This is a genomic window from Niastella sp. sgz303648 (genome assembly GCF_059587045.1).
The window spans coordinates 308,129-329,642 of record NZ_JCAPSW010000001.1; the positions used below are offsets into that span (position 1 = coordinate 308,129).

The 21,514-nt window shown below is 43.9% G+C and carries 14 protein-coding genes; 3 read left to right on the forward strand and 11 right to left on the reverse strand.

The annotated features are described in order from the left end of the window. Positions 1-465: 465 nt before the first annotated feature. From AC59IL_RS01130 to AC59IL_RS01160, 7 genes are all read right to left on the reverse strand, one after another. Positions 466-3,735 (reverse strand): S41 family peptidase, encoded by a 3,270-nt coding sequence (locus AC59IL_RS01130; protein ID WP_496550223.1) that lies wholly within the window; start codon positions 3,733-3,735, stop codon positions 466-468. A gap of 140 nt (positions 3,736-3,875) precedes the next feature. Continuing rightward, positions 3,876-4,964, reverse strand: a complete 1,089-nt coding sequence (locus AC59IL_RS01135; protein ID WP_496550224.1) for a glycoside hydrolase family 43 protein — start codon at positions 4,962-4,964, stop codon at positions 3,876-3,878. A 13-nt stretch (positions 4,965-4,977) separates the two neighbouring features. Beyond that, a complete protein-coding gene (locus tag AC59IL_RS01140; protein WP_496550225.1) occupies positions 4,978-6,003 on the reverse strand; it encodes a LacI family DNA-binding transcriptional regulator in 1,026 nt (341 codons plus the stop codon). A gap of 275 nt (positions 6,004-6,278) precedes the next feature. Next, positions 6,279-6,893 carry a DUF6886 family protein gene (locus AC59IL_RS01145; protein ID WP_496550226.1) on the reverse strand — a complete coding sequence of 205 codons (615 nt, stop codon included), beginning with the start codon at positions 6,891-6,893 and terminating at the stop codon, positions 6,279-6,281. A gap of 132 nt (positions 6,894-7,025) precedes the next feature. Then, positions 7,026-8,630, reverse strand: coding sequence for a SusD/RagB family nutrient-binding outer membrane lipoprotein (locus AC59IL_RS01150; RefSeq protein ID WP_496550227.1), 1,605 nt, complete (start codon positions 8,628-8,630; stop codon positions 7,026-7,028). A gap of 25 nt (positions 8,631-8,655) precedes the next feature. Then, positions 8,656-11,967, reverse strand: coding sequence for a SusC/RagA family TonB-linked outer membrane protein (locus tag AC59IL_RS01155; protein ID WP_496550228.1), 3,312 nt, complete (start codon positions 11,965-11,967; stop codon positions 8,656-8,658). 187 nt (positions 11,968-12,154) lie between these two features. Then, positions 12,155-13,288, reverse strand: coding sequence for a helix-turn-helix domain-containing protein (locus tag AC59IL_RS01160; RefSeq protein ID WP_496550229.1), 1,134 nt, complete (start codon positions 13,286-13,288; stop codon positions 12,155-12,157). A 140-nt stretch (positions 13,289-13,428) separates the two neighbouring features. Between AC59IL_RS01160 and AC59IL_RS01165 the strand changes: the two genes are divergently transcribed. Together AC59IL_RS01165 and AC59IL_RS01170 are read left to right on the forward strand one after the other, a co-directional pair. Continuing rightward, positions 13,429-14,247, forward strand: coding sequence for a tyrosine-protein phosphatase (locus tag AC59IL_RS01165; protein WP_496550230.1), 819 nt, complete (start codon positions 13,429-13,431; stop codon positions 14,245-14,247). 66 nt (positions 14,248-14,313) lie between these two features. Next, positions 14,314-14,748 (forward strand): GNAT family N-acetyltransferase, encoded by a 435-nt coding sequence (locus tag AC59IL_RS01170; protein ID WP_496550231.1) that lies wholly within the window; start codon positions 14,314-14,316, stop codon positions 14,746-14,748. 24 nt (positions 14,749-14,772) lie between these two features. Here AC59IL_RS01170 and AC59IL_RS01175 read toward each other — a convergent pair whose 3' ends face one another. Beyond that, a complete protein-coding gene (locus tag AC59IL_RS01175; RefSeq protein WP_496550232.1) occupies positions 14,773-15,261 on the reverse strand; it encodes a hypothetical protein in 489 nt (162 codons plus the stop codon). A 128-nt stretch (positions 15,262-15,389) separates the two neighbouring features. Between AC59IL_RS01175 and AC59IL_RS01180 the strand changes: the two genes are divergently transcribed. Continuing rightward, positions 15,390-15,617, forward strand: coding sequence for a hypothetical protein (locus tag AC59IL_RS01180; protein ID WP_496550233.1), 228 nt, complete (start codon positions 15,390-15,392; stop codon positions 15,615-15,617). Positions 15,618-15,690: 73 nt separating this feature from the next. Here AC59IL_RS01180 and AC59IL_RS01185 read toward each other — a convergent pair whose 3' ends face one another. The 3 genes from AC59IL_RS01185 to AC59IL_RS01195 form a co-directional block, all read right to left on the reverse strand. Next, the gene (locus tag AC59IL_RS01185) at positions 15,691-16,596 is read right to left on the reverse strand and encodes a glycerophosphodiester phosphodiesterase family protein (protein ID WP_496550234.1); all 906 of its coding nucleotides are present in this window, start codon (positions 16,594-16,596) and stop codon (positions 15,691-15,693) included. Positions 16,597-16,756: 160 nt separating this feature from the next. Continuing rightward, the gene (locus AC59IL_RS01190) at positions 16,757-18,163 is read right to left on the reverse strand and encodes a RagB/SusD family nutrient uptake outer membrane protein (protein ID WP_496550235.1); all 1,407 of its coding nucleotides are present in this window, start codon (positions 18,161-18,163) and stop codon (positions 16,757-16,759) included. A gap of 126 nt (positions 18,164-18,289) precedes the next feature. Then, entirely contained in the window at positions 18,290-21,478 is a 3,189-nt protein-coding gene (locus tag AC59IL_RS01195; protein WP_496550236.1) for a SusC/RagA family TonB-linked outer membrane protein, read from the reverse strand. Between the last annotated feature and the right edge of the window lie 36 nt (positions 21,479-21,514).

The window sequence follows — 21,514 nt, forward strand, 5'->3', positions numbered from 1 at the left end:
GATCTGACAAACAATAGTTATATAAAACTTTACAATTTGTTACGAAAAACGAAGCCAAGATACGATTGATTTTTAAAAATCAGCCAGCTGGCTTAAATTTCCCTTATTTAAATTGTTAAAAATACATTTTTGAGTACCATGGCGGGTATTGGCCGATTTCGCCAGCCGGGAATTTACTATCACAAAATAAAAAAAGGGGGTTCGCAGCACCATTTGCTACGCCCCCCATTTAAAGTTGAATATCGTTTTTAATTTGTATAAAACCCAAAGGCCCTGCATCACAGAATCTGCCAGGCGTACCGTCGGGTTGTGTAGTAAGATACCCTACGGTTACCTGTGTTTGAACAGATATAGTAAAACTTACCTTCAGGCTGCTATAGCGCGCCCTATATGATAAACGACAAAACCCGTCTGCCAGCTGGCGGACGGGTTTTATTTATATGATCACTAAATGAATATGCTACATCAAAAGCCCCTTTTTTCGGCGCCAGGCGCTTTTGGCATTTCGTATCCTTTGGTTTTTATTAAATTTTTTGCTTCAGTAATAGCGCGGGTCAATTGCGGATCAACGCCTTTTGCCATCTGACCTAAATCTTCGGGTACTGCAATATCAGGATCAACGCCATGTCCTTCCCGGAACCAGGTGCCATCGGGATTGTACATTCTAAAAGTCGGAACGGTTATGCCGCCGCCATCGATTAAAGAAGGCACTCCGGTTATACCAATCAATCCGCCCCATGTTCTTGTTCCGATCAATGGTCCTAATTTTCGTTTTCTGAAATAATCAGGGAATGCATCACCGCCCGATCCGCTCCATCCGTTTATGAGCATTACTTTAGGGCCAAAATGTGCATACGCCGGTGTAGGCAGCGGTTCACCATCGCGCAATGCAAAGAACGACAATGGCTCCCGGTTAAGCATTTCAATAAAGCGATCGGGTATTTGTCCGCCATCGTTAAAGCGTTCATCTATGATCAATGCTTTTTTATTCCATTGTGCATTGAACTGGCGCAACAATTCATTTTGGCCGTCGATGCCGGTGCTGGGCACAAACACATACCCTATTTCGCCATTGCTTTCTTTATCAACCTTTTTACGCATGTCTTCGATCCAGGCAAGATTGCGCAGGCGGTATTCATCACCCAAAGTTTTTACAACCGCTGTTTTAGCGCCGGTGAAAGAAGCCGTGCTGTTATACGTTATTTCAACCGTTTTGTTGGCCAGCCCCTGAAATGCGATAAACGGATCATTGGCGGTTGTTAAGGGTACGCCATTCACTGCCAGAATATAATCACCTTCTTTTATGTTCACACCCGACATATCGAAGGGCGAATGCACTTCGGCATCCCAGGGAGCGCCACGAATAATTTTTTTGACTTTATAATTATCGCCTTCTGCCTGCCAGTCAATACCGAGGTATCCGACATTCTGGTTTTTTGTTCTTTCCATATCGCCGCCGCCATGATACGTGTGCGAAGCATTGAGCTCGCCGATCATTTCACCAATTACAAAGTCGGCTTCTTCGCGCGTGAGCGCACCATCCAGCATTTTACCATACCGTGTTCTCATGGCATTCCAATCGACTCCATGCATTTTTGCATCGTAGAAATAATCCCTTTCCAAACGCCATGCATCGGTAAACAGTTGCTTCCATTCTTCTTCGGGGTTTATCATCATTTGCATTTCGGAAGTATGCAATGGCTTTTCAAACTTCTGGCCTTCGCCGGTACCAATCACTGCCAAAGTTCCTTTTCGGCCAATCAGCATTTTTTGTTTGTTATAGGCCATGATATAAAAATCAGCTTCCTCAAGCACCGTTTTTTCTTCCCTTTTATCGATATCAAAATATTTCACACTATTCTTTCCATCAACGGTACCGGTATTGGGAACACGTAAATAATAGATCTTGCCTTTGCCTGCTTCGAGGTTGCGGTAATTACCGGGCGTTACGGGCAGCAATACCATACGTTCTTCAAAGTCATCGAAATCAATATCTACCTGTTTTGTATCGGGCTTTTTGGTGAGCGCGGCAGAATCTTTCTTTTCTTTTTTATTATCTGCGCCTGCCTCGGGTTTCACTTCTCCTTCGGTAATAGCTACCACATCATTTTGCGGGGCCAGCAACGAGGGCGTGGTTTTCTTTAACGCAATAGCGGCAATGCTACGGGTATTGGGATATGAAAAGGTATTGTCGATATCGCTGTAAATGGGACTAAAACTCTGACTGGTGAATACATACAGGTATTTTCCTTCGGGATCAAATACCGGCTCGTTGCAGTTATAAAAACCACTGGTTACCTGTTTTGTTTTTTTGGTGCTATGATCATAAATAAAAATGGCATCGTGATTATTTTCGAGGTCGCGGTTATAAGCCAGCCATTTGCTGTCGGGCGACCAGCAGGGTGAAAAGCCTGAGAGATTGCCATGCGTCCATAAAAGGGCCTTATCTACCTGTACAGTTTCATTGGTAGTTATATCAAATATCTGAATGCGCATGGCCTTGTCTACAAAGGCCAGTTTTTTACTATCGGGCGACCACACGGTCTGGTACCGGTAGCCGGGCCCGTAACTGGTAAGTTTTTTGGCAGAACCTTCTTTATCGGGCTGCATGATGTACAACTCGTATTCACCCGAGGCATCACTCCAGTAAGCAATCGATTTTCCATCGGGCGACCAGGTGGGATATCGCTCAGCCACACCCGAAGTACGGGTAAGGTCTTTTACATAACCGTTTTCGGCTGGCACCGAAAAAATATCGCCCCTTCCCTGCAACAACACCCGCTTTCCGTCAGGACTTAACCCGCCTGCCTGTATCAGGTTATCGACCGCTTCAATTTTGGGTTTCAGCATAGCCCGGTCGCTCACAAGGTTCACCTTCACTTCTTTTTGCTTTTGCGAAGCGAGGTTATACAGGTATAATTTTCCGGCTGCTTCAAATACAATATCATCGGGGCCCATCGAGGGATAATGCACATCGTAATCGGTGAACTTTGTTAGCTGTTCATATTTTTTAGTCGACAAATCATATCTCCACAAATTCATTCGCAGCTCGGGCCCGCGGTCACTCAAAAAATAAATAAAGTTGCCATTCCACATAGGAAATTCACTGCCGGCCTCTTCGGGGGTCGACATATCCTGATCAGCGAGGGTTTGCAAATTGAAAATATGCAGGTCGGCTTTCCATCCGCCACGGTACCGCTTCCAGTTGCGCCCTACCTGTGTGCGATAAACCATAGCCAGTTGTTTGCCATCGGGCGAATAAGAGGCATACTCGCCATAAGCCACGGGCAGCTTTTCGGCGGGGCCGCCCGACGATGCCACGGTATAAAGCTGGTTGAACCTGGCCTTGCCGCTTTCGCGTGATGAGGCGAACAGCACCCTTTTGCCATCGGTTGTCCAATCTACTACCCTGTCGGGATAACCGTGCGACGTAAGCCGAACGGGTACGCCGCCCGAAGTACTCAGCACATAAGCATCGTAATTGCCATCGTAGTTGGCAGAGAAAGCAATGCTTTTACCATCGGGCGAAAATTTTGGATATACTTCCACGCCGGACGGCGAACTCAGCTTGATGGCCGTACCCCCGTCTTTGGGAATCAGCCAAAGGTCATTGGCATAAGTAAAAACGATCTGATCTTTTGAAACATCGGGATAGCGAAACAGTCCGGCGTCAATTTGAGCAAACGCTGCAACATGTATAATAATCCCCGATAAAGTGATGGCGAACTTATTCATATCAGGATAAAATTTTTGGTAGCCGGAACTTACGAAATTATATCCTGTGAAAAAGTTATAAAAGTGTTGAATGGCTTGTTAAAACCCGTTACCGGTTTCCGGCAACCGGGAACCGGTAACGGGGAACTGGCAACTGATATCTATTTATACGCTGTTATTGGTTGAATAGATCCATCATCATTATATTTCAGCTCAGTGACCTTTACATTGCGTAAATGGGTTTTGCCGCTGAGCTGTACATCATGATAAAACAAATACCATTTGCCGTTTGATTCAATAATGGAATGATGGTTCGTCCAGCCATCAACCGGGTTCAACACAACACCCTGGTAAGTAAATGGACCATAGGGGCTGTCGCCGGTAGCGTAATTGATAAAATGGGTATCGCCGGTTGAATAAGAAAAATAATATTTGCCTTTATATTTATGCATCCACGAAGCCTCAAAAAAACGTTTGCCGTTATCCTTTTCGGTAAATGGCTTGCCATCTTTTCCAAGGATCTGAATTTCTTTTACTGCACCGGCAAAGCTTTTCATATCGCTGTTCAGTTTGGCTATGCGGGGTAAAATGGCCGGTTCTTCAGGTTTGCGGTTGCCGGCAGTTGAATCGTATTTATTGTTGTTCCAGCGTTGCAGTTGTCCGCCCCAGATGCCGCCGAAGTACATATAGTACGAACCATCATCATCTTTAAATACACAGGGATCAATACTATAACTTCCTTTGATGGGTTCTTTTTCGGGCACAAAGGGTCCTTCGGGCTTTTTGCCGGTGGCCACTCCTATATGAAACACATCGTGTTTGTCTTTAACCGGAAAATACAGGTAATAAGTGTTATTGGCGAATGCCGCGTCGGGCGCCCACAACTGGCGGCCTGCCCAGGGAATATCTTTGATATGCATGGCCACGCCATGATCGGTAACGGCGCCGCCGATAGAATCCATTGACAAAATGTGATAATCCATCATATTAAAATGACTGCCCAGGTCGTCTTCGGGCGTGCCGGTAGCCGTATCGTGCGAAGGGTAAATGTAAATGCGACCGTTAAATACGTGGGCCGACGGGTCGGCAATATAAATATGCGAAACGAGCGGTTGCGAAAGGTATTCTTTCTTTTTTTCCGTTTGTGGCTCCCTTTTGGCTTCTTCCTTTGGCTTTTGTTCAGCGTTGTTGCAGCTAAATAACAAAAATGCGGCTGCAGCAATTGCAATCGTACTGTTCAGTTTTTGCATGACAGATTTGTGTTTATTTTTTTTTCAGTGATGAGTCTCTTACGATCAGCTCTGACCGTAATAAGATGGTGTTGGTTGAACTGATATTTGAAACACCATTCAAATGATTGATCAGATTGCGAACGGCGGCTTCCCCCATCTGGTAACCGGGATAATCAACAGTGGTGAGGTTTGGCTCGATGACGGTAGAAACAGGGTCGTTGTTAAATCCTACAAAAGCGATGTCGTGCGGAATGCGTATACCGGCCTTTTTTAAAGCCACCATGCAGCCTACGGCGCAATTGTCGTTGGCCACAAAAACCCCATCGGGCAAAGGGTCCATGGCCAGAATGGCTTCTGCAGCAGCAATGCCAGCCTCCTGACTGAGGTTATTGATCAGTACATACTCTTCCCTGAACGGAATGCCATTTTCGGCCAACGCCTGTTTATATCCTTTAAAACGGTCAATATAGGTATTACGTTTAAGGGTGGCGGTAATGTGCACGATCCGCTCGCAGCCCTGCTGAATCAGGTGGGTGGTAGCTTCATAAGCTGCCTTGCGGTTATCAATGAGAATATTGGTTGTGTTCTTATGTTCCATCACGCGATCGAAAAAGATCAACGGAATATTTTTTTTGAACAGCATATCGAAATGCGAGATGTCTTCGGTATCATAAGCCAGCGACACCAGCAGGCCGTCAACCCTGTTGTTAAACATGGTTTTCACACTGGCCATTTCTTTTTTGGCCGATTCGCTCGACTGGCTGATAATAAGTGTATACCCTTCGCTGTTCGCAACGTTTTCGATGCCGGCAATAACCGTGCTCATAAAATAGCTGTTCAGGCGGGGAACAATAACGCCGATGGTATTGGTACGCTGGTTGCGCAGGTTACGGGCAAAGTGGTTTGAGCGATACCCCATTTCCTCGGCCAGGTCGAATATCTTTTTGCGGGTCTTTTTATTAACTACCGGATCATCCTTTAATGCGCGGCTTACAGTAGCAATGGAAATGTTGAGCTTTTTGGCAAGATCATATATGGTAATTTCTTTCTCTTTCAAAGTAGCAGGATTTATAGGTACACTAAAACAGGCATCAATTAAAACGATAACTCATCTTCTAACTGTGTAAAGCTAAAAGAAATTCTTTTTAAAAAAAATAAATTGTAATCGGTTACAATCAGCCTGTCAGCGGCACTATTAATGTGGGGTTGTTTATAAGTAGCCGATTGCTTAACAGCCTTCAAAACCAGGAATGCTGTACCTGTAGGCGGCAATCTGAGGGCTTTTGTTTAAATCAATAAGAAAAACATTTTTATATCCTGGTTACGCAACCATTAAACAGGCCTCTCCTTCGGGAGAGGTTTTTTGTGTGGGTCATCCTGTTGCTGCGCATAGTGCATGCGTATAAGTGAAAACCGCAGTGTTGATTGCTGCACACTGGCAGCCAGTTCGGTGATGGAAGGCATAAAACGCAGTTCAACATTTCGCTTCAGCATTTCTTCCATACAATTATAAACAGGCTTTGCCGAAACAGGAACAACCGGCGCATAGGAAATATAATAGCCGGCACATTCATCAAACAATGAAAAGGTGTCGGGCGAAAATTCGTAGCGATATAAAGTAGTTCGTTGTATTGTTTGCAACCAGGCTTTTTCAACACAAACCACATAATCAGCGGTAGTGGTGCCCATGAATTGCTGTCTGTCGGCCTCAGTAGTTGCCAGGCCGGCATAAAAGGTTACCCGTGGACAATTACGGGGCAACAGGTAATTATGCAGCATTTTGTTGTTGATGGCAAAAACCACTTTTCCCATTATAATATTGGTGTAAAAAGGGGCTGCCAGCGGTTCAAAAATTGTTATGCGCGGATTATCGCTGATATGAAACAGGTTCTCTTTTTTCATGATCTTCGGGAATTGTTCGCTACGCTCACAATATTTATTTGCCACAGATTGCACTGATTTACACAGATAAATTCTTATTCCGAAATCAAATAGCCGGCTGTCATTCCCGACATCAGTGTTCATCTGTGCAATCTGTGGCAAAATTGTATTCACTTCGTCCACCGAAGGTGGACCCCTTTATTTAATCAACCACATCTTTCCAAAAATATCATCCGTGCCATTGTATTGCGTAGTAATGGCCGCTTTATATTTATCGCTGTTGTAATTAATTTCATCCTGCGGATATTGCCAGCGAAGCGGTATCTGGTTGCCTGATGTGCCAATTCCAACACCTCCCTGACTAAACGTTGGGATACCTGTTCTGCGCCAGTTATAATACGCTTCATAACCCGAGTTCATGAAAAATGCCACATACTTCTGCGTCAGAATTTGTGTTAATCCTTTTGCGTTATCGGTGTTATCGAACGCCACATTGGGATCGGCTTTAAAAGTATTGATATCGATGGTGGCAGTTCCCTGGTTCGGTTTGTTTCCGTCAACATTGCCGATAGTTACCACCAGACCCTGTGTTAAACCATATAAATTCATAGAGGCGTTAATGCCATTGTCGTACCAGGTGGCAGCGCTAACGCCGGTGATCCATCCTCTTTGTGCAGCCTCAGCAATATTGAAGCACAATTCGGGGTAACCGAGCAGAATATAGGGTTCGGCATTGGCGCCCGAGGCCGACGACATATACCTGTTATAGCTTAAAGATGAATATTTACCATCGGCCGAAAAGTTCGACATCAGCCCCTGCGATTTACCATTGTCTTCCCCTATGTATGCTGTAAAATCGCTCACCTGTTTGCCTGCTGTTAACTGCGCAGGAGCCGGAATGGCCAACACAAATACACGGGGATCTTTATAGGCTGCCGTTACATTCAGAAAAGTCTGACTGATATTTTCACAGTTATTGTATGGCGCATTGCCACTGCGGTTGGGCGGATATAAGGTAATTGTAGTATACCTGTACACCATATTATCATTGTTGGATGCCATAATAGGATATGTAACAGGATCGCCTATGATCGCCGCAAATTGTGATTTAATATTTAAATCTGCATTGTCATCGGCTCTTTTGCTTAAGCTGATCAATACACGTAGTTTATATGTATTGATCACTTTACGCCATTGCTGGTACGTTAAACCAAATATATCGCCGGCCGCATCTACTTTAGTGCCCGAAAGACCCGGCTGGGCCGCAATTAAATTTGCTATTAACGTATTGGCTGTATCCAGCAGCGCCAGGCAATTTTTATATACATCGTGCTGCGAATTATAGGAAGGCGTTAAATTGCCGGTAACACCAGCCTCAGTCATAGGAATATCTCCTACCCGTTGGGTTAACCAGATGAAGGCATAGGCCCTGAAAAATTTGCTTAATGCAAAGTATATGTTGGTACTATTACCATATCGCTTCAAGGCCTGCTCTTCGAGCTTTGTACAATATCTGATAAAATCATAGGTATGGTTAGTATTTGACCAGTTATAGCTGTTGCTGCCAAAATAGTACGAATAATTCGATACTATATTCTGGTTGTACCGGTAAACAGTTGAAATAACAGGTTCTTCTTCCCGCATGAAATTACCGGTAATATGATTGAGTATTAAAGCAGGCGGTACATTAGCGCTTTCGGGTGCTACGTTGGGACTGGATTGCAAATCGCCTTTTTGACAACTGCTGATGCCCGTTGCTATCATCAGTAAAGCAACAAAGGTATTTTTATATGTTATTTTCATACTTGTTTTTTAAACAACTTTAAAATTAAAAGTTAACATTAATGTTAAAACCAAAGCGGCGTCCGGTCATGCTTTGCAATACACCACCGTTATTTAACGATCTGTCAGAGCTATTGAAACCCGAAGCAAACTGATCAAGGTCTATATCTTTTCTCTGAGCAAAATACAGCAGGTTTCTGCCGATCAGTGAAAACGAAGCAGCCTTTACAAATCTGTTTTTAGAAAGCATTTTTGCAGGAAGGCTATAAGTGAGTGTTACCTCGCGCAACTTGGCAAACGAGCGATTGGTCATCCAGTATTCAGTTACGTTACCAATACCCGAAGAAATAAATGACTGAACGGTTGTAGCTACATCATTGGGAGCAAAAGTGAGATCTTTCATATTAGTTATCTGACCATTGCTGTATACAGGTTTTCCCGAAACGATCTTCACGCCATTGGCAACATATTTACCGGTAGGTGCTACGGTACCTGTATTGGTAGTTTTCCATTCGGCCAAACGGGCATCGCCAAAGGCGCCGGTAGCGCTTTCAATAGCTGTACCGCCATTCATACCGTCTTTGTACACCTCGTCGTAGATCTTCCCTCCTATTCTTCCATCAAATTGAAAACTTAAACTAAAGTTCTGGTACGAAAAACGGTTGTTGATACCAAATGTAAAGTCGGGGTTAGCATATCCTAAAAAGGTATTGTTGGTAATATCTGTAGGCGTAGCTCTTAGCGGTAAACCACCGGCATATACTATGTTACCCTGGCCATCTCTTACAAAACCTACTCCATAAATTGCATCCAGTCTTTCGCCTTTTACATAATTATGGCCATTCAATGCTATTTTCGTTTCATCGCCATAAATTTCCTTCAATGTTTCTTTGTATGTAGCATAGTTAATTAACACATCCCAGTTTAATCCTCCGGCGCTTTTGATGGGCGAGCCCGAAACGGCAATTTCAAAACCTTTCTTCAGCGATGTAAGCGCATTTACATTTTGAGCAGTATAGCTGGTTGAAGAAGCTACATTCAAAGAATATATCTGCGGGCCGTTTACGCTGGTGAAATAAGTGAAGTCAACACCCAGTCTGTTTTGTAAGAAACGCAAATCGATACCACCTTCGTAAGAAGTTACCTTAAACGGTTTAAGGGTAGGATTGGCAATGGTGCTGGTGTAACTAACCGAAGGGGTATTGTTATAATAAGTAGCCGGGCTATAAGCGTTCTGGTTGTTATAGCTGGGGCCATCATAAGAAGAATACAAATCACTTCCGTAACCTAATAACCCGCTATTGGTGCTGGTTCCTGTTACCTGGGTGAATGCCGATGGTACGGTAGCCTGGGTTAAACCACCTTTTACTTCTGCAACTGATCCCCGGATCTTTAATAATGATATGGCAGCGGGCAAATGCACATAATCACTGATAACCGTGCTCAACGATACTGAAGGATAAAAGAATGTATTACTGCCCGAAGGTAAGGTGCTCAAATGATCTACACGGCCTGTATTGGAAAGCGTAAGATATCTGTCGAACGAAAGATCAAACGAGTAAAAACCGCTGTACACCTGCATTTTTGAACCCCAGGTATAAGAGGCATACGGAGTTTGTGAATTGGTGAGCACATATACATTCGGAATAGACAATGCCTTTGTTGTGCCGTACAATGAGTTATAGGTAAATGAACGCTCACTGGCGCCGGCAAAAGCCGATATATTCCATTTGTGTACTGTTTTATTAAAATTCAGGATCAGGTCGGTATTGTTCTCAAAAAGATTGCGCCTGTCTTCGCGATAATCGCCATACCAGCCGAAATAATACCAGGGTGTATAGGTATTGAGGTTAATACCTGAAGGCACCTGTTCGGTTCTTACCTGGCTCCAGGTGGTAACCTGTGAACGTAAGCTCAGGTTCAATGCATTATTAAATTTATAAGTCAGTTTTGCATAACCGTTGATGTCGTTTTTGTCGTGCGAGCGCAACCATTTTTTGGCAATGAACCAGGCGCTGTTTTCACGGCCATATTCCTGGGCATAGGGAATTAAATCCTGAACGCCCATGGGCTTTTTGTAAATGTCTTTCAAATCATCGATATCATAATCTGCCGAACCATACACCTTAAACATATACACGTATGAATTAGGTCCATAGTTCACATCAGGAATATTGGGCGAATATTGCCTGTTCAGGTTTACGCTTGCTTCTATGCGGAATTTATCGGTAACATTATATCCTGCATTCATGGCAAAAGTGTAAGAATGCAGTTTGGTATTAGGCGCCATCCCTTTCTGGTTCATATCACTCAGCGAAAACCTTACATCTGAACGATCGGTAGCAGTAGACAAAGAGATATTATTGGAGTTAATAATACCTGTTTGCATAAACTTATGAAAGTTGCCGGCGCCGCGGGCAGTCCATGGCGTGGCCGTTCTAACGCCTGTGATGGTATCGTAAGGGCTGTCGTATTGTTTTACCTTCTGGCCTTCAAAGCGGGGGCCCCATTCGGGCAAACGTTGTTTATTGTCGTACAACACATCGCCGTAACTATAGGCAAATGTAGTACCGCGTCCATATTCAGTCTGGCTTTGCGGTTCGGCCAGAAACCCCTTTTCAAACATGGTGCTGCTGTTTATATCTACCTGCCAGCCTCTTTTATCTTTCGAACCTTTTTTGGTAGTAATTACAATGGCCCCGTTCAAACCTCTGAAACCATATAAAGCAGAAGCATTAGCGCCTTTTAAAACAGTGTACGATTCAACATCATCGGGACTGATATTCCAGGTATCTGAGTTAACCGGAACACCATCTACCACAAACAACAGATCTTTACTGCCACGTAAAACCAGTTCGGGCCTGCCCAGCATTTCGGAGCTGGCGCCTACCGATAAACCGGCTATTTTACCCACCAGCGAATTGATACCGTTGGCATCGCGCGCTTTGGTGAGATCAGCTCCTTTTACTTCCTGTACAGAATAGCCCAGCTTTTTGGTTTCTTTTTTTACACCCATAGCAGTTACCACCACTTCTGAAAGCTGTTTGGTGTTTTCTGATAATACCACATTCAATTCAGATTGGTTACCTGCATCTACTTCGCGGGTAACATAACCGATATATGAAAAAATGAGCACCGGCGATGGGCCAGATACTTTTAAAGAAAATTCGCCGTTATCTTTTGACGAGGTGCCGTTTTTTGTTCCTTTTTCCTGAATGCTTACACCGGCAATCCCTTTTCCGTCGGAGCCGGTTACTTTGCCCCCGATAATATTCTGGGCATTTGCAACCCCGATAACAAAAACAAGAATGAGAAACAGGCATCCCATTCTGCTTAAGCGAGTTAGTTTTTTGTTCATTTACTTGTAATTAAAGTTTGAAGCACAAAAGTGAAGTTGCGTGCAAACTTCTACGACATAGCCATGTGGCAAGAACAAAAAATGGTATCAGCCGTGCGGGAAAAACGATCATACGTTTACAAGCGATTGAAAAGCAGATAATTGAAAAATATTAAGCCCCTGTTACCTTATTATTACGCCAACGTTATCACGATAACTGACCCTCACAGACAACGTTAACAACATGCTCTTTGCGATACATCGAAGGGGTATAACCGGTTAGCTTTTTAAAGTAATTATTAAAGGAAGATTTTGAATTAAAACCGCAATCATAGGCAAGCGATAAAATGCTTTCATCAATACCGGGGTCTTTCAATTTTTCAATGGCTTCGGCAATACGGTACTCATTAATAAAAGCATAGAAATTTTTTTTAAACCGCTCATTTAATAATTGCGTAACATGGTGTTTGGGTATGTTTACTTTGGAAGATAATGTTTCGAGTGATAATTCTGTTTCGAGATAGATCTTACTTTCTTTCATAAACCGCTTCAGCATTTTTTCATATTCATCCATCATGGGTTCATCCAAAGCCGATTTTTTATACTGTTTTTCAGGCTGCGTTTCTTCGGTAATTATTACAGGTGCCGGAGGCGCCGTAACAGTTGTTGTTGTTGCAGCACTTATTTTATATTGTAATATCAATACCGGCAGGGCGGCCAAACATATATAAGGCACCAGCCTCAGGTCGAACTCAACATTGCGGGTTTGTATGAAATGAATGCATGCCACTGTAATGCCGAGCAACACGCCTGTAAGCATTATATAGGACATAGACCTGAGCAAATTTGCTTTATGCTGTTGCTGTGCATTCGAAAGCGCTGAATATTTATTTAACTGTCTGATCGTTACAACCGGATAAATCAACAGCGAAGCAGCAGCCAGCCAATGGTACCAGGGCGCATACATCATTATAAAGGTGCCGGGAATTATTTTACATACGTACCCCGAAGCAACAATGAGCCAGGATGTAGTAAACAAAGAAAATGGCAGCAGGTGCAGCAAAACAGTCCGCGCAGGCAGCGCCTGTTTTACATACGACCGGGTTATAAAAAACAATAAGGGGCCATACGATAAACCAAACCCGGTTGCATTATTATGATACAGAAATGAATTTTTCAGAACGGTCAGAATGAAAAACTTAGTACCCAGATGAAATACCAGTATGATCAAAATGGTATTTAGTTTTTTCTCAAATCCATCTTTCAGCTTCACACTATTAAACAGGTAAAGCGCTATTCCTATTTGCACAATGATGCACGACAGTACAATGCTGCTTAACATAGTTTGGGTTGTAATTTTTCGCTGTAAAGCTATCGCTGCTATATTACGAAAAGGTTAATATATTATTATGATCGTGTCATTAACACTGGCATAACAACCGCGACATAAATTGCCAAACCAACTAACCATCGGGAACTGATATGAAAAATTGCATACTGATATTATTATTTACCCTGCCATTTTTTTGCTGCGCACAAATAGCCGACAGCGCCAAAAGGGCCGTTCCCTTACAGGGCGCCATTAACTTTCGCGACATCGGCGGCTACGCCACCAAAGACGGCCATCATGTAAAGTGGGGGAAAATATACCGGTCTGCCGCCCTGAGTAAATTAACCGATGCCGATCTTCAGAAATTACAGGGGCTGTCACTATCACGCGTGGCCGATTTCAGAGGGCCATACGAAGTACAGGCCGCTCCCGACCGCATACCGGCCGGAGCAACCCGCATTTCGTTACCTGCCGGAAGCGAGCATGTAGGCGACAGTAATTTTATGAAGAACATGGGCAAACAAATTCGCAATGATTCTTTTATCATTTCATTTTACAGCGTGATCACGCCCTTTAAAGACAGATACAAACCCTTGTTCAATGAACTGCTGTCGCTGAATAAAGACAGTGCATTATTGTTCCATTGCACAGCCGGCAAAGACAGAACCGGTATTGCAGCTGCATTGGTATTATATGCGCTGGGGGTAGATGAACAAACAATCATACAGGATTATGTGGCCACCAATTATTACCGGGCGGCAGAAAATGAAAAGGCTATGGCAGGAATGATAAAAGCATATGGTATTGACGAAGCCGCCGCAAGGAATATGATGGCTGCCAAACCCGAATACCTGCAGGCAACTTTTACTGCTATCAAAAACCAATACGGTTCTATCGATAATTATCTTGAAAAAGAGATGGGACTGGATACCCAAAAACGCCATCAGCTAAAGGCTTTATATCTGAATTAGTGGTACTTAATCCGTCCGCCTTCGGCGGAATAATTCGTGGCTATCTTTACAACAAACTATTTTACAATGGGCATTCGTAAAGCAACCATGGCCGATGCCGGAGGCATTTCAACATTACTCGACCAGCTTGATTACCCCGGCACCGGACCATTTTTAGCACAGAAGATGGAAATAGTGATCAACAACCCGTTTGCAGAACTGCTGGTTTATGAATACGAACAACAGGTAGCCGCATTTATTGTAATTGAGTTTTTACCACAACTTGGATTGAAGGGTGATATTGCCCGCATCGGCTATTTCTCCGTTGACGAAGCATTTCGAAGCAAAGGCATTGGCCGCGAAATGGAAATGCATATTGAAAAACTGGCCCGTGAAAAAAACTGCGACCGCATTGAAGTACATTGCCACGAAAGACGCAAAGACGCCCACCGCTTTTACTTCAGACAAGGATATGTTGAATCGCCTAAGTATTTAATGAAATCGCTGCGCACGGGTGAGTGAGTGAGTTAAACATTTAGAATACGCTTACACTTTTACGCTTTCCCTGGCGCTAACCTGAAATAAATGAATATAACAGTGTAAACCCAGCAATAAAGAGGCATATTCTTCGTACCAGCCCGGCTTAAATAAGGTAATAAATTGCGGGGCATTTAATGGCCAGTCACAAATAACAGCGGGTTGGTGGTAATGCAGGTCATATAGCATTGCTTTTATTGAAGTGCCGCCTGCGATCTCGTATTTGTATAACGTTCCGTCATATTCAATAAAACCTTTATCGTGCCGCCGGTTAAAGGTGCATTTTCCTACCTCAACGCCATATCCGTTTTTAAAAACAATTCTCGTAGCTGCAAAGCCGGTGCGTTCCATAAAAAAGGAAAGGTATTCGCCTTTGCTGCTGATGCGCACCGATTGTTGTAAGGAATTGTACTTCAGCAGTATAAGTATTTTATCATTTTCTATGAGGTGATACTCCTTCAGTACTTCATCAAATGCTTTAACCAGTTTCCATTGCATAACCAGCGTTTTTTATACAGAAAGCAAAGGCAAGGTAGGCATAAATGAACCAAACGGGCAAAAACTTAACATTGGCAATATTAAGTAATTGTTATCTTTAGATTATCTGATTATAAACATTTTACGATATGGCTAAAAACATTGAAACAACAAAACCAAAAGTTACAAAACTATCTAAGAAAAAGATCTCTGAATCGGTATACGAAAAAATCGCCGGAAGCCTGGCAGAGTACAATCTGCAGGGGAAGAAGTTCGATAACAAGCTGAAAAAGGTGAGTAAGTTATTTGCAGTTGATATTGCAAAAGCAACCCGTAAAAAAGAGAAAGCCAAAGCCAAAGAGACTACCGAAAAATAGTTTTGATTGACCCATTAATTCAACAAAAGCTATTGCCTGCGCAATAGCTTTTGCGTTTTACTATAACCTGTTATTACCGGTGCAATTTTTTCTTTCTTAAATATTCCAGCAATTCCTTTGGTCTGTCGGTTTGAATAATGTTGGCGCCCCTGTCGATTATCCATTGCCAGCTATCGCCAATATTATGTTCATCTACCGCTTTATCATCATCATGCCCTCCATTGAGACTTGCCCATAATGAATTGATCCATATGCGCGATCCATGCTGCTTAATGTTGTTCAGGCTTTGCAACAACTGAACTGTATCGGTTTTAAAACTGAGCTCAAAGGCTACCGGATGCGTCTGTTGCTGAAAATCAGTGATCGTTTTTGCAGCACCTTCTTCATCGATCTTTACCATGGCCATATATGTCACTTTATTCAGTAAAGCGCCATAATCACTTTTCAATTTTTCAACCGGCAAATAATAACCTTTAAAAATGGCCTGGTTTACCGTACCTGTTCTTTGCAATACGTTATAAGCTTCGGGCATATATTCATAACACTTGTCTAAATTAACCATGATTTTACCTTTTACGGCAAGCATAGCTTCTTCGAGCGTAGGAATGGTATGCGGGGTAACCCTGCCCAGTGCGTTTTTAAGATGGAATTTTTTCAATGAATCAAGTGTATAATCACTTACTCTTCCTTTTCCGTTGGTGGTACGGTCAATAGTTTCATCATGCATCACGACGAGCTGCCCGTCTTTTGTTTTGGCAATATCTATTTCAACAATGTCTACCCCCATCGCAACAGCGCTGTTAATAGCAGCAATGGAGTTTTCGGGGTAGTTCCTCCAGTCGCCCCGGTGGGCTGCCACCAATACATTGGCGCCGTTGGCGTGATGCAGGTCTTTAATAATAATATCAACCTTACCTGTTTGTGCATGCGCCTGTACCAGCAGCATGCAAATGGTTATACATATAATGATTTGCTTCATACTCTTATTTGAAGTTTCGTGCCTAACGGCACGTAAAACGATTATAATATCCATTTTCTACCGACATGATGAGCCTGACGGCACAAAGAATAACCCGAACGACATTAGCCTATTGCCTATTGCCCATTGTCCATTGCCTTCCTTGTACCTTGTGCCTTGATTAGTATCCTTTATTCTGCGCAATGGTTTTATCGGTATCCACCTGGCTTTGCGGTATGGGCATTAGCAGTTTGTCTTTGTCGATGGTGATATTGATGCCGTTGGCAGCAAACCATGCATTCATGGTGCTGATGGCTTTGCCCGTACGCAACAGATCGAACCAGCGATGGCCCTCGCCTACCAGTTCCAGTCTTCTTTCCAGTTCAATGGCGCTGTCGAGGTCGGCTTTGGTAACAGCGGTGGTAGCAGAAAGGCCTGCGCGTGTACGTATCTGGTTTAGCCACGTTGCTGCAGCCACTGTATCGCTCAGGTTGTTGGTAGCTTCGGCCAGCATCAGTATTGCATCGGCATAACGCAATACTACTACATCGTTGCCGCCGTCGGTAATTACGGTAGTTGGCTTTGTAAGTTTGTTATTATACGGAACACCGGCAGCGGTGAGCTTTACATACACATCTTTTCTTTTATCGGCCGGGGTATATAAATTGTATAAACTTTTTAAAGGCAGGTTATGTCCCTTGGCGCCGCTTTGAGTACCCGATGGACTAAACTGCTGAAACATGGTGCTGCCTTCGGTATTGCCATTGATGCCCGATGCAAACTGCACGGCGAAAATGATCTCTTTATTATTCTCGTTGTTTATATTAAATATATCTGCCACGTTCGGCAACAATGCATAATTGTTCGATGAAACCACTTCGGTTAACAAGGCTTTTGCATCGGCGTCATTACCCAATGTAATCTGCACTTTCGCCAGCAATGTTTGAGCAGCCGTTTTTCTTACCCTGCCCGCCTGTGTGCTGGTGGCAGGCAGCAATGATATGGATTCTGTAAGGTCTTTTTTTATCTGCTCATATACCGTGGCAACGGGTGTACGGCCCTGACCGAAATATTTATTGGGATCGGTTGTTTCTTCGGTAACCAACGGCACATCGCCATACAAACGCACGAGGTTAAAATACAGCAACGCGCGTATGAATTTCATTTCGCCTTTTCGTGCCTGCTTAACGGCATCCGAAGCATAGGCAATGTTATCGATGCGGTTAAGCACTACATTGGCTTTTTGAATGGCCTGGTACGAATTACGCCATAGGGCGGCAATAATACCATTAGAGGGAATGGTCGTAAACTGATCTAACTGTCCGTACATGCCATCATCATTGGCAGGCACTTCGTCGTAAGTATTATCTGATGGTATTTCGCCAATGGCCGGCAGGTACAACCCGTACAAACCTGTTGCCTGTAAGGCTGCATACGTGGAGTTTACGTATTCTTCCACTTCGGTTTCATTCTTCAAAAAAACGCTCAGCTCTTTGGATGTTTCGGGGTTCTGATATAGTTGTTTTTTGCACGAGCCGGAAAATATGCCGAGTGTTGCTATGAGAAAGGATAAAAATAAATTTTTCATCTTTTGTTATTTCGTATGTGATTTTTTTTCTCGCAAAGGCGCCAGGGCGCAAAGGTGATCGCTACGCGATCCTTAAGAACGCTAAGAAAAGGCTTTGCGGCTTAGCGCCTTTGCGCGAGACATTGCTTAAAACCCCAGATTAATCCCAAACGTGTAAGATCTTGCTACCGGGTAGTTCGATGCTGAATATCCGTTGGTCAATACATTATCAGTAGTAGTGGCATCGGGATTAAAGCTGCGGAATTTTGTTATGGTAAACAGGTTATTGCCGGTAAAATATATTCTTATGTCAGATGCTTTCAGCCTTGATGTAATTTGTTGCGGCAGGTTATACGACAACTGCACATTCCGCAGCCGTACATAATCACCATTCTGATAAACGAAATTAGATACACGCGTTGCTTTCCGGGCATTGGAAAAATTACCCAGGTTAGGCTGCGCCATAAAACCATTTGGATTATCTACAGGATGATACCGGTTTTCGAAATAATATTTATCAGGAATACCAAAACCTTCTCCAACTTCGCGCTGCGAAGCAATACTGCGGTCGTAGATCTTTCTTCCTTCAACACCCATTACCTGAAAGCTCAGCTCAAATTGTTTGTATAGGAAATTGGCCGAAGCGCCCCAGGTAAATTTAGGATTGAATGTTCCGTAAGATATGCGGTCGTTCAAATCAACCACTCCGTTCTTAGTTACATCTTCCACTATGTAATCGCCCGGAAGCGTACCCGTGAGGTGCGGTGTTTTATTGATTTCGTCTTGCGTTTTGTATACGCCGGTTATTTTATAGCCATACATGGCTGCTATCGGTCCGCCTACTTTTGTAAAGAACTGGCCATCATTTCCTGAAATGATCTGGTTCTGCCCCGGCGCCAATGCCAGCACTTTGTTTTGATTGGTAGCTATATTGCCACTGAAACCCATCTTCACCGGCCCGAGGTTGATATCATGTCCGGATACTTCCACTTCAACACCGGTATTTTTTACTTTACCGATATTTTGTATAGAAGAACTGAAGCCCGACTGATCAGGCACCGGCACATTCAATAACAGGTCTTTTGTTATGGAATTATAATAGTCGGCGCTGATGTTGAACCGGTTCCACAAACCAACGTTGATGCCTATGTTCGAAGATGTTTTTGTTTCCCAGCTAAGATTGGCGTTGGCTGTTGAGTTAGCCGAAAAGCCCGAGGCCAGTGCAGAGCCAAAAACATAATTACTGTTTGTGGTGCCGGTAGCTGCTACCAGCGCTTTTGAGCTGTACGAGCCGATCTGGTTATTACCCGATTGGCCCCAGGTAGCCCTTAACTTGGCAAATGTTACAATTGGTGATTTTGGGAAGAAAGATTCTTTACTAATTATCCAGCCTGCCGTAACCGATGGAAAATTGCCCCATTTTTTATCGTCGCCGAACCGCGATGATCCGTCACGGCGTATGGTGGCCGAGAACAGGTATTTGTTCCGGTAAGCGTATTGCAAACGGGCAAGGTACGAAAGCTGTGTCCAGGTATAACGGTTAGCCGTTGCCGTAAAAGCGCTTGCGCCGGCTATATTGGGCAGGTTATTATCGGCAATGCCCGAGCCGATTACATCGGTGCTGTTGCCCGTTTCTTTCTGAAAAGTATAACCGGCCAGCACATCTATATCATGGGCACCGAAGCTGTTGGTGTAGTTCAGCGTATTTTCGGTTATGTAGTTAATGGTAAATTCTTTTATCTCTTCGGCCACTGCAGGCTTGGGAGCTGCGCCCCGGTACATTCCTACATCGGAGGGATTAAAAAAATCGCGGTAACTGGTGGCGATATCCGCCCCGGCCATTGTTTTAAATTTTAACCCATTTATTATTTTGAACGATAAGTAGCTATTGCCAAATGTTTTGAAATAGTTCCTTACATTCTTTATCTTTTTCATCAGCGCCACAGGGTTTTCGCCCAGAGCGCCGTCTTCGGGCGTATTGGCGATGATCTGCTTACTGATCGCCAGCGTACCATCGTCGTTATATGGTGCAAAGAAGGGATAGGCAATATCCAGATTGGCAATAGGGTCGTTGCTCCAGTCGGCATTGTTGTTGAAATAATTCTGGATATTGTACGAAGGATTCATGGTCACACCAAAATCGAGCCGGTCAGATATTTTTGAATCCATCTTCACGGTCCCGCTGAAGCGTCTTAACCTGTTCTCAATAACAATACCTTCCTGATCGAAGTAGTTGGCCGATACATAATAATTTGTTTTGGCCGAACCACCCGATAAAGAAACATTATAACTTTTCATACCGGCTTTTCTGAATACCTGATCGGGCCAATACGTATCGGTAAGCCCCGGTTGCTTATCAAGGTATGGCTGCAGATAGTTCAGTCGCAATTCGCGCAGGCTGGCGCCTTTGGCAACGCGGGTGGACCTGTCGTCGGCTGCACTTCTGCTGGCAGGATCTTTCGATACATAGCCCCAGTCGCGGGCCTCGGTTAAAAACAGTGCGGCGTCGTATGCATTTACATATTCTACTTTATCGGCCCGCTGCTGCACGCCGGTATACACATCCACCGCCACTTTCATTTTTTCGGCTTTTCCTTTTTTGGTGGTGATCAATATAACCCCGTTGGCAGCCCTTGAGCCATATATCGCTGCCGAGGCAGGATCTTTTAAAATGTCTATGGTTTCAATGTCCTGCGGGTTGATGGCATTGAATGAAGAACCTTCCGATAAAGGAAATCCATCTACCACCACCAGCGGATTTCTTCCTGCCGTAAGCGTGCCAATGCCACGGATCACCACCTGCGGATTGGTACCGGGTTGCGCCGAGGCATCGTTGATCACCACACCGGCCGATTTACCGGCCAGCTGCAAACCGAAGCTACCGGCATTATAACGGTTCAGTTCAGTTGATTTTACCTGCGACATGGCGCCGGTGATCTTTGATTTCGATTGTTGTCCGTACCCGATCACCATTACATCGTTCATCGATGATACAGCCTGCTTTAACCTGATGAGCACCGAATTGTTATCACCTGCTTTTACGAGGTAGCTCATCAGCCGGCCTTCTTCATAGCCAACATGGGTAAATAAAAAATTATACTTATCGCCGGCTTTTAACCCGGTAATTACAAACAATCCTTTTTCATTGGTGATAGCAGATTGCTTTTCCTTACTACCTGCGTGATGTACCATAATGGTAACATCACTCAGCAATTCGCCCGATTCAGATACCACAGAACCTTTTACCTGTGCGGTTTCCTGTGCGTTCACCAATAGCGAACACCCCAAAAATACCAGCTGAAAAAACCATTTCAATTGTTTACAATAATGTGTCATAGCGTTGGTTTTGGGCAATAGCAGCCCGTTCACTTT

Coding starts and splice junctions, on each gene's coding strand:
- AC59IL_RS01130 (WP_496550223.1), bottom strand. CDS start 3,735: ATGAATAAGTTCGCCATCACTTTATCGGGGATTATTATACATGTTGCA.
- AC59IL_RS01135 (WP_496550224.1), bottom strand. CDS start 4,964: ATGCAAAAACTGAACAGTACGATTGCAATTGCTGCAGCCGCATTTTTG.
- AC59IL_RS01150 (WP_496550227.1), bottom strand. CDS start 8,630: ATGAAAATAACATATAAAAATACCTTTGTTGCTTTACTGATGATAGCA.
- AC59IL_RS01155 (WP_496550228.1), bottom strand. CDS start 11,967: ATGAACAAAAAACTAACTCGCTTAAGCAGAATGGGATGCCTGTTTCTC.
- AC59IL_RS01160 (WP_496550229.1), bottom strand. CDS start 13,288: ATGTTAAGCAGCATTGTACTGTCGTGCATCATTGTGCAAATAGGAATA.
- AC59IL_RS01165 (WP_496550230.1), top strand. CDS start 13,429: ATGAAAAATTGCATACTGATATTATTATTTACCCTGCCATTTTTTTGC.
- AC59IL_RS01170 (WP_496550231.1), top strand. CDS start 14,314: ATGGGCATTCGTAAAGCAACCATGGCCGATGCCGGAGGCATTTCAACA.
- AC59IL_RS01175 (WP_496550232.1), bottom strand. CDS start 15,261: ATGCAATGGAAACTGGTTAAAGCATTTGATGAAGTACTGAAGGAGTAT.
- AC59IL_RS01180 (WP_496550233.1), top strand. CDS start 15,390: ATGGCTAAAAACATTGAAACAACAAAACCAAAAGTTACAAAACTATCT.
- AC59IL_RS01185 (WP_496550234.1), bottom strand. CDS start 16,596: ATGAAGCAAATCATTATATGTATAACCATTTGCATGCTGCTGGTACAG.
- AC59IL_RS01190 (WP_496550235.1), bottom strand. CDS start 18,163: ATGAAAAATTTATTTTTATCCTTTCTCATAGCAACACTCGGCATATTT.
- AC59IL_RS01195 (WP_496550236.1), bottom strand. CDS start 21,478: ATGACACATTATTGTAAACAATTGAAATGGTTTTTTCAGCTGGTATTT.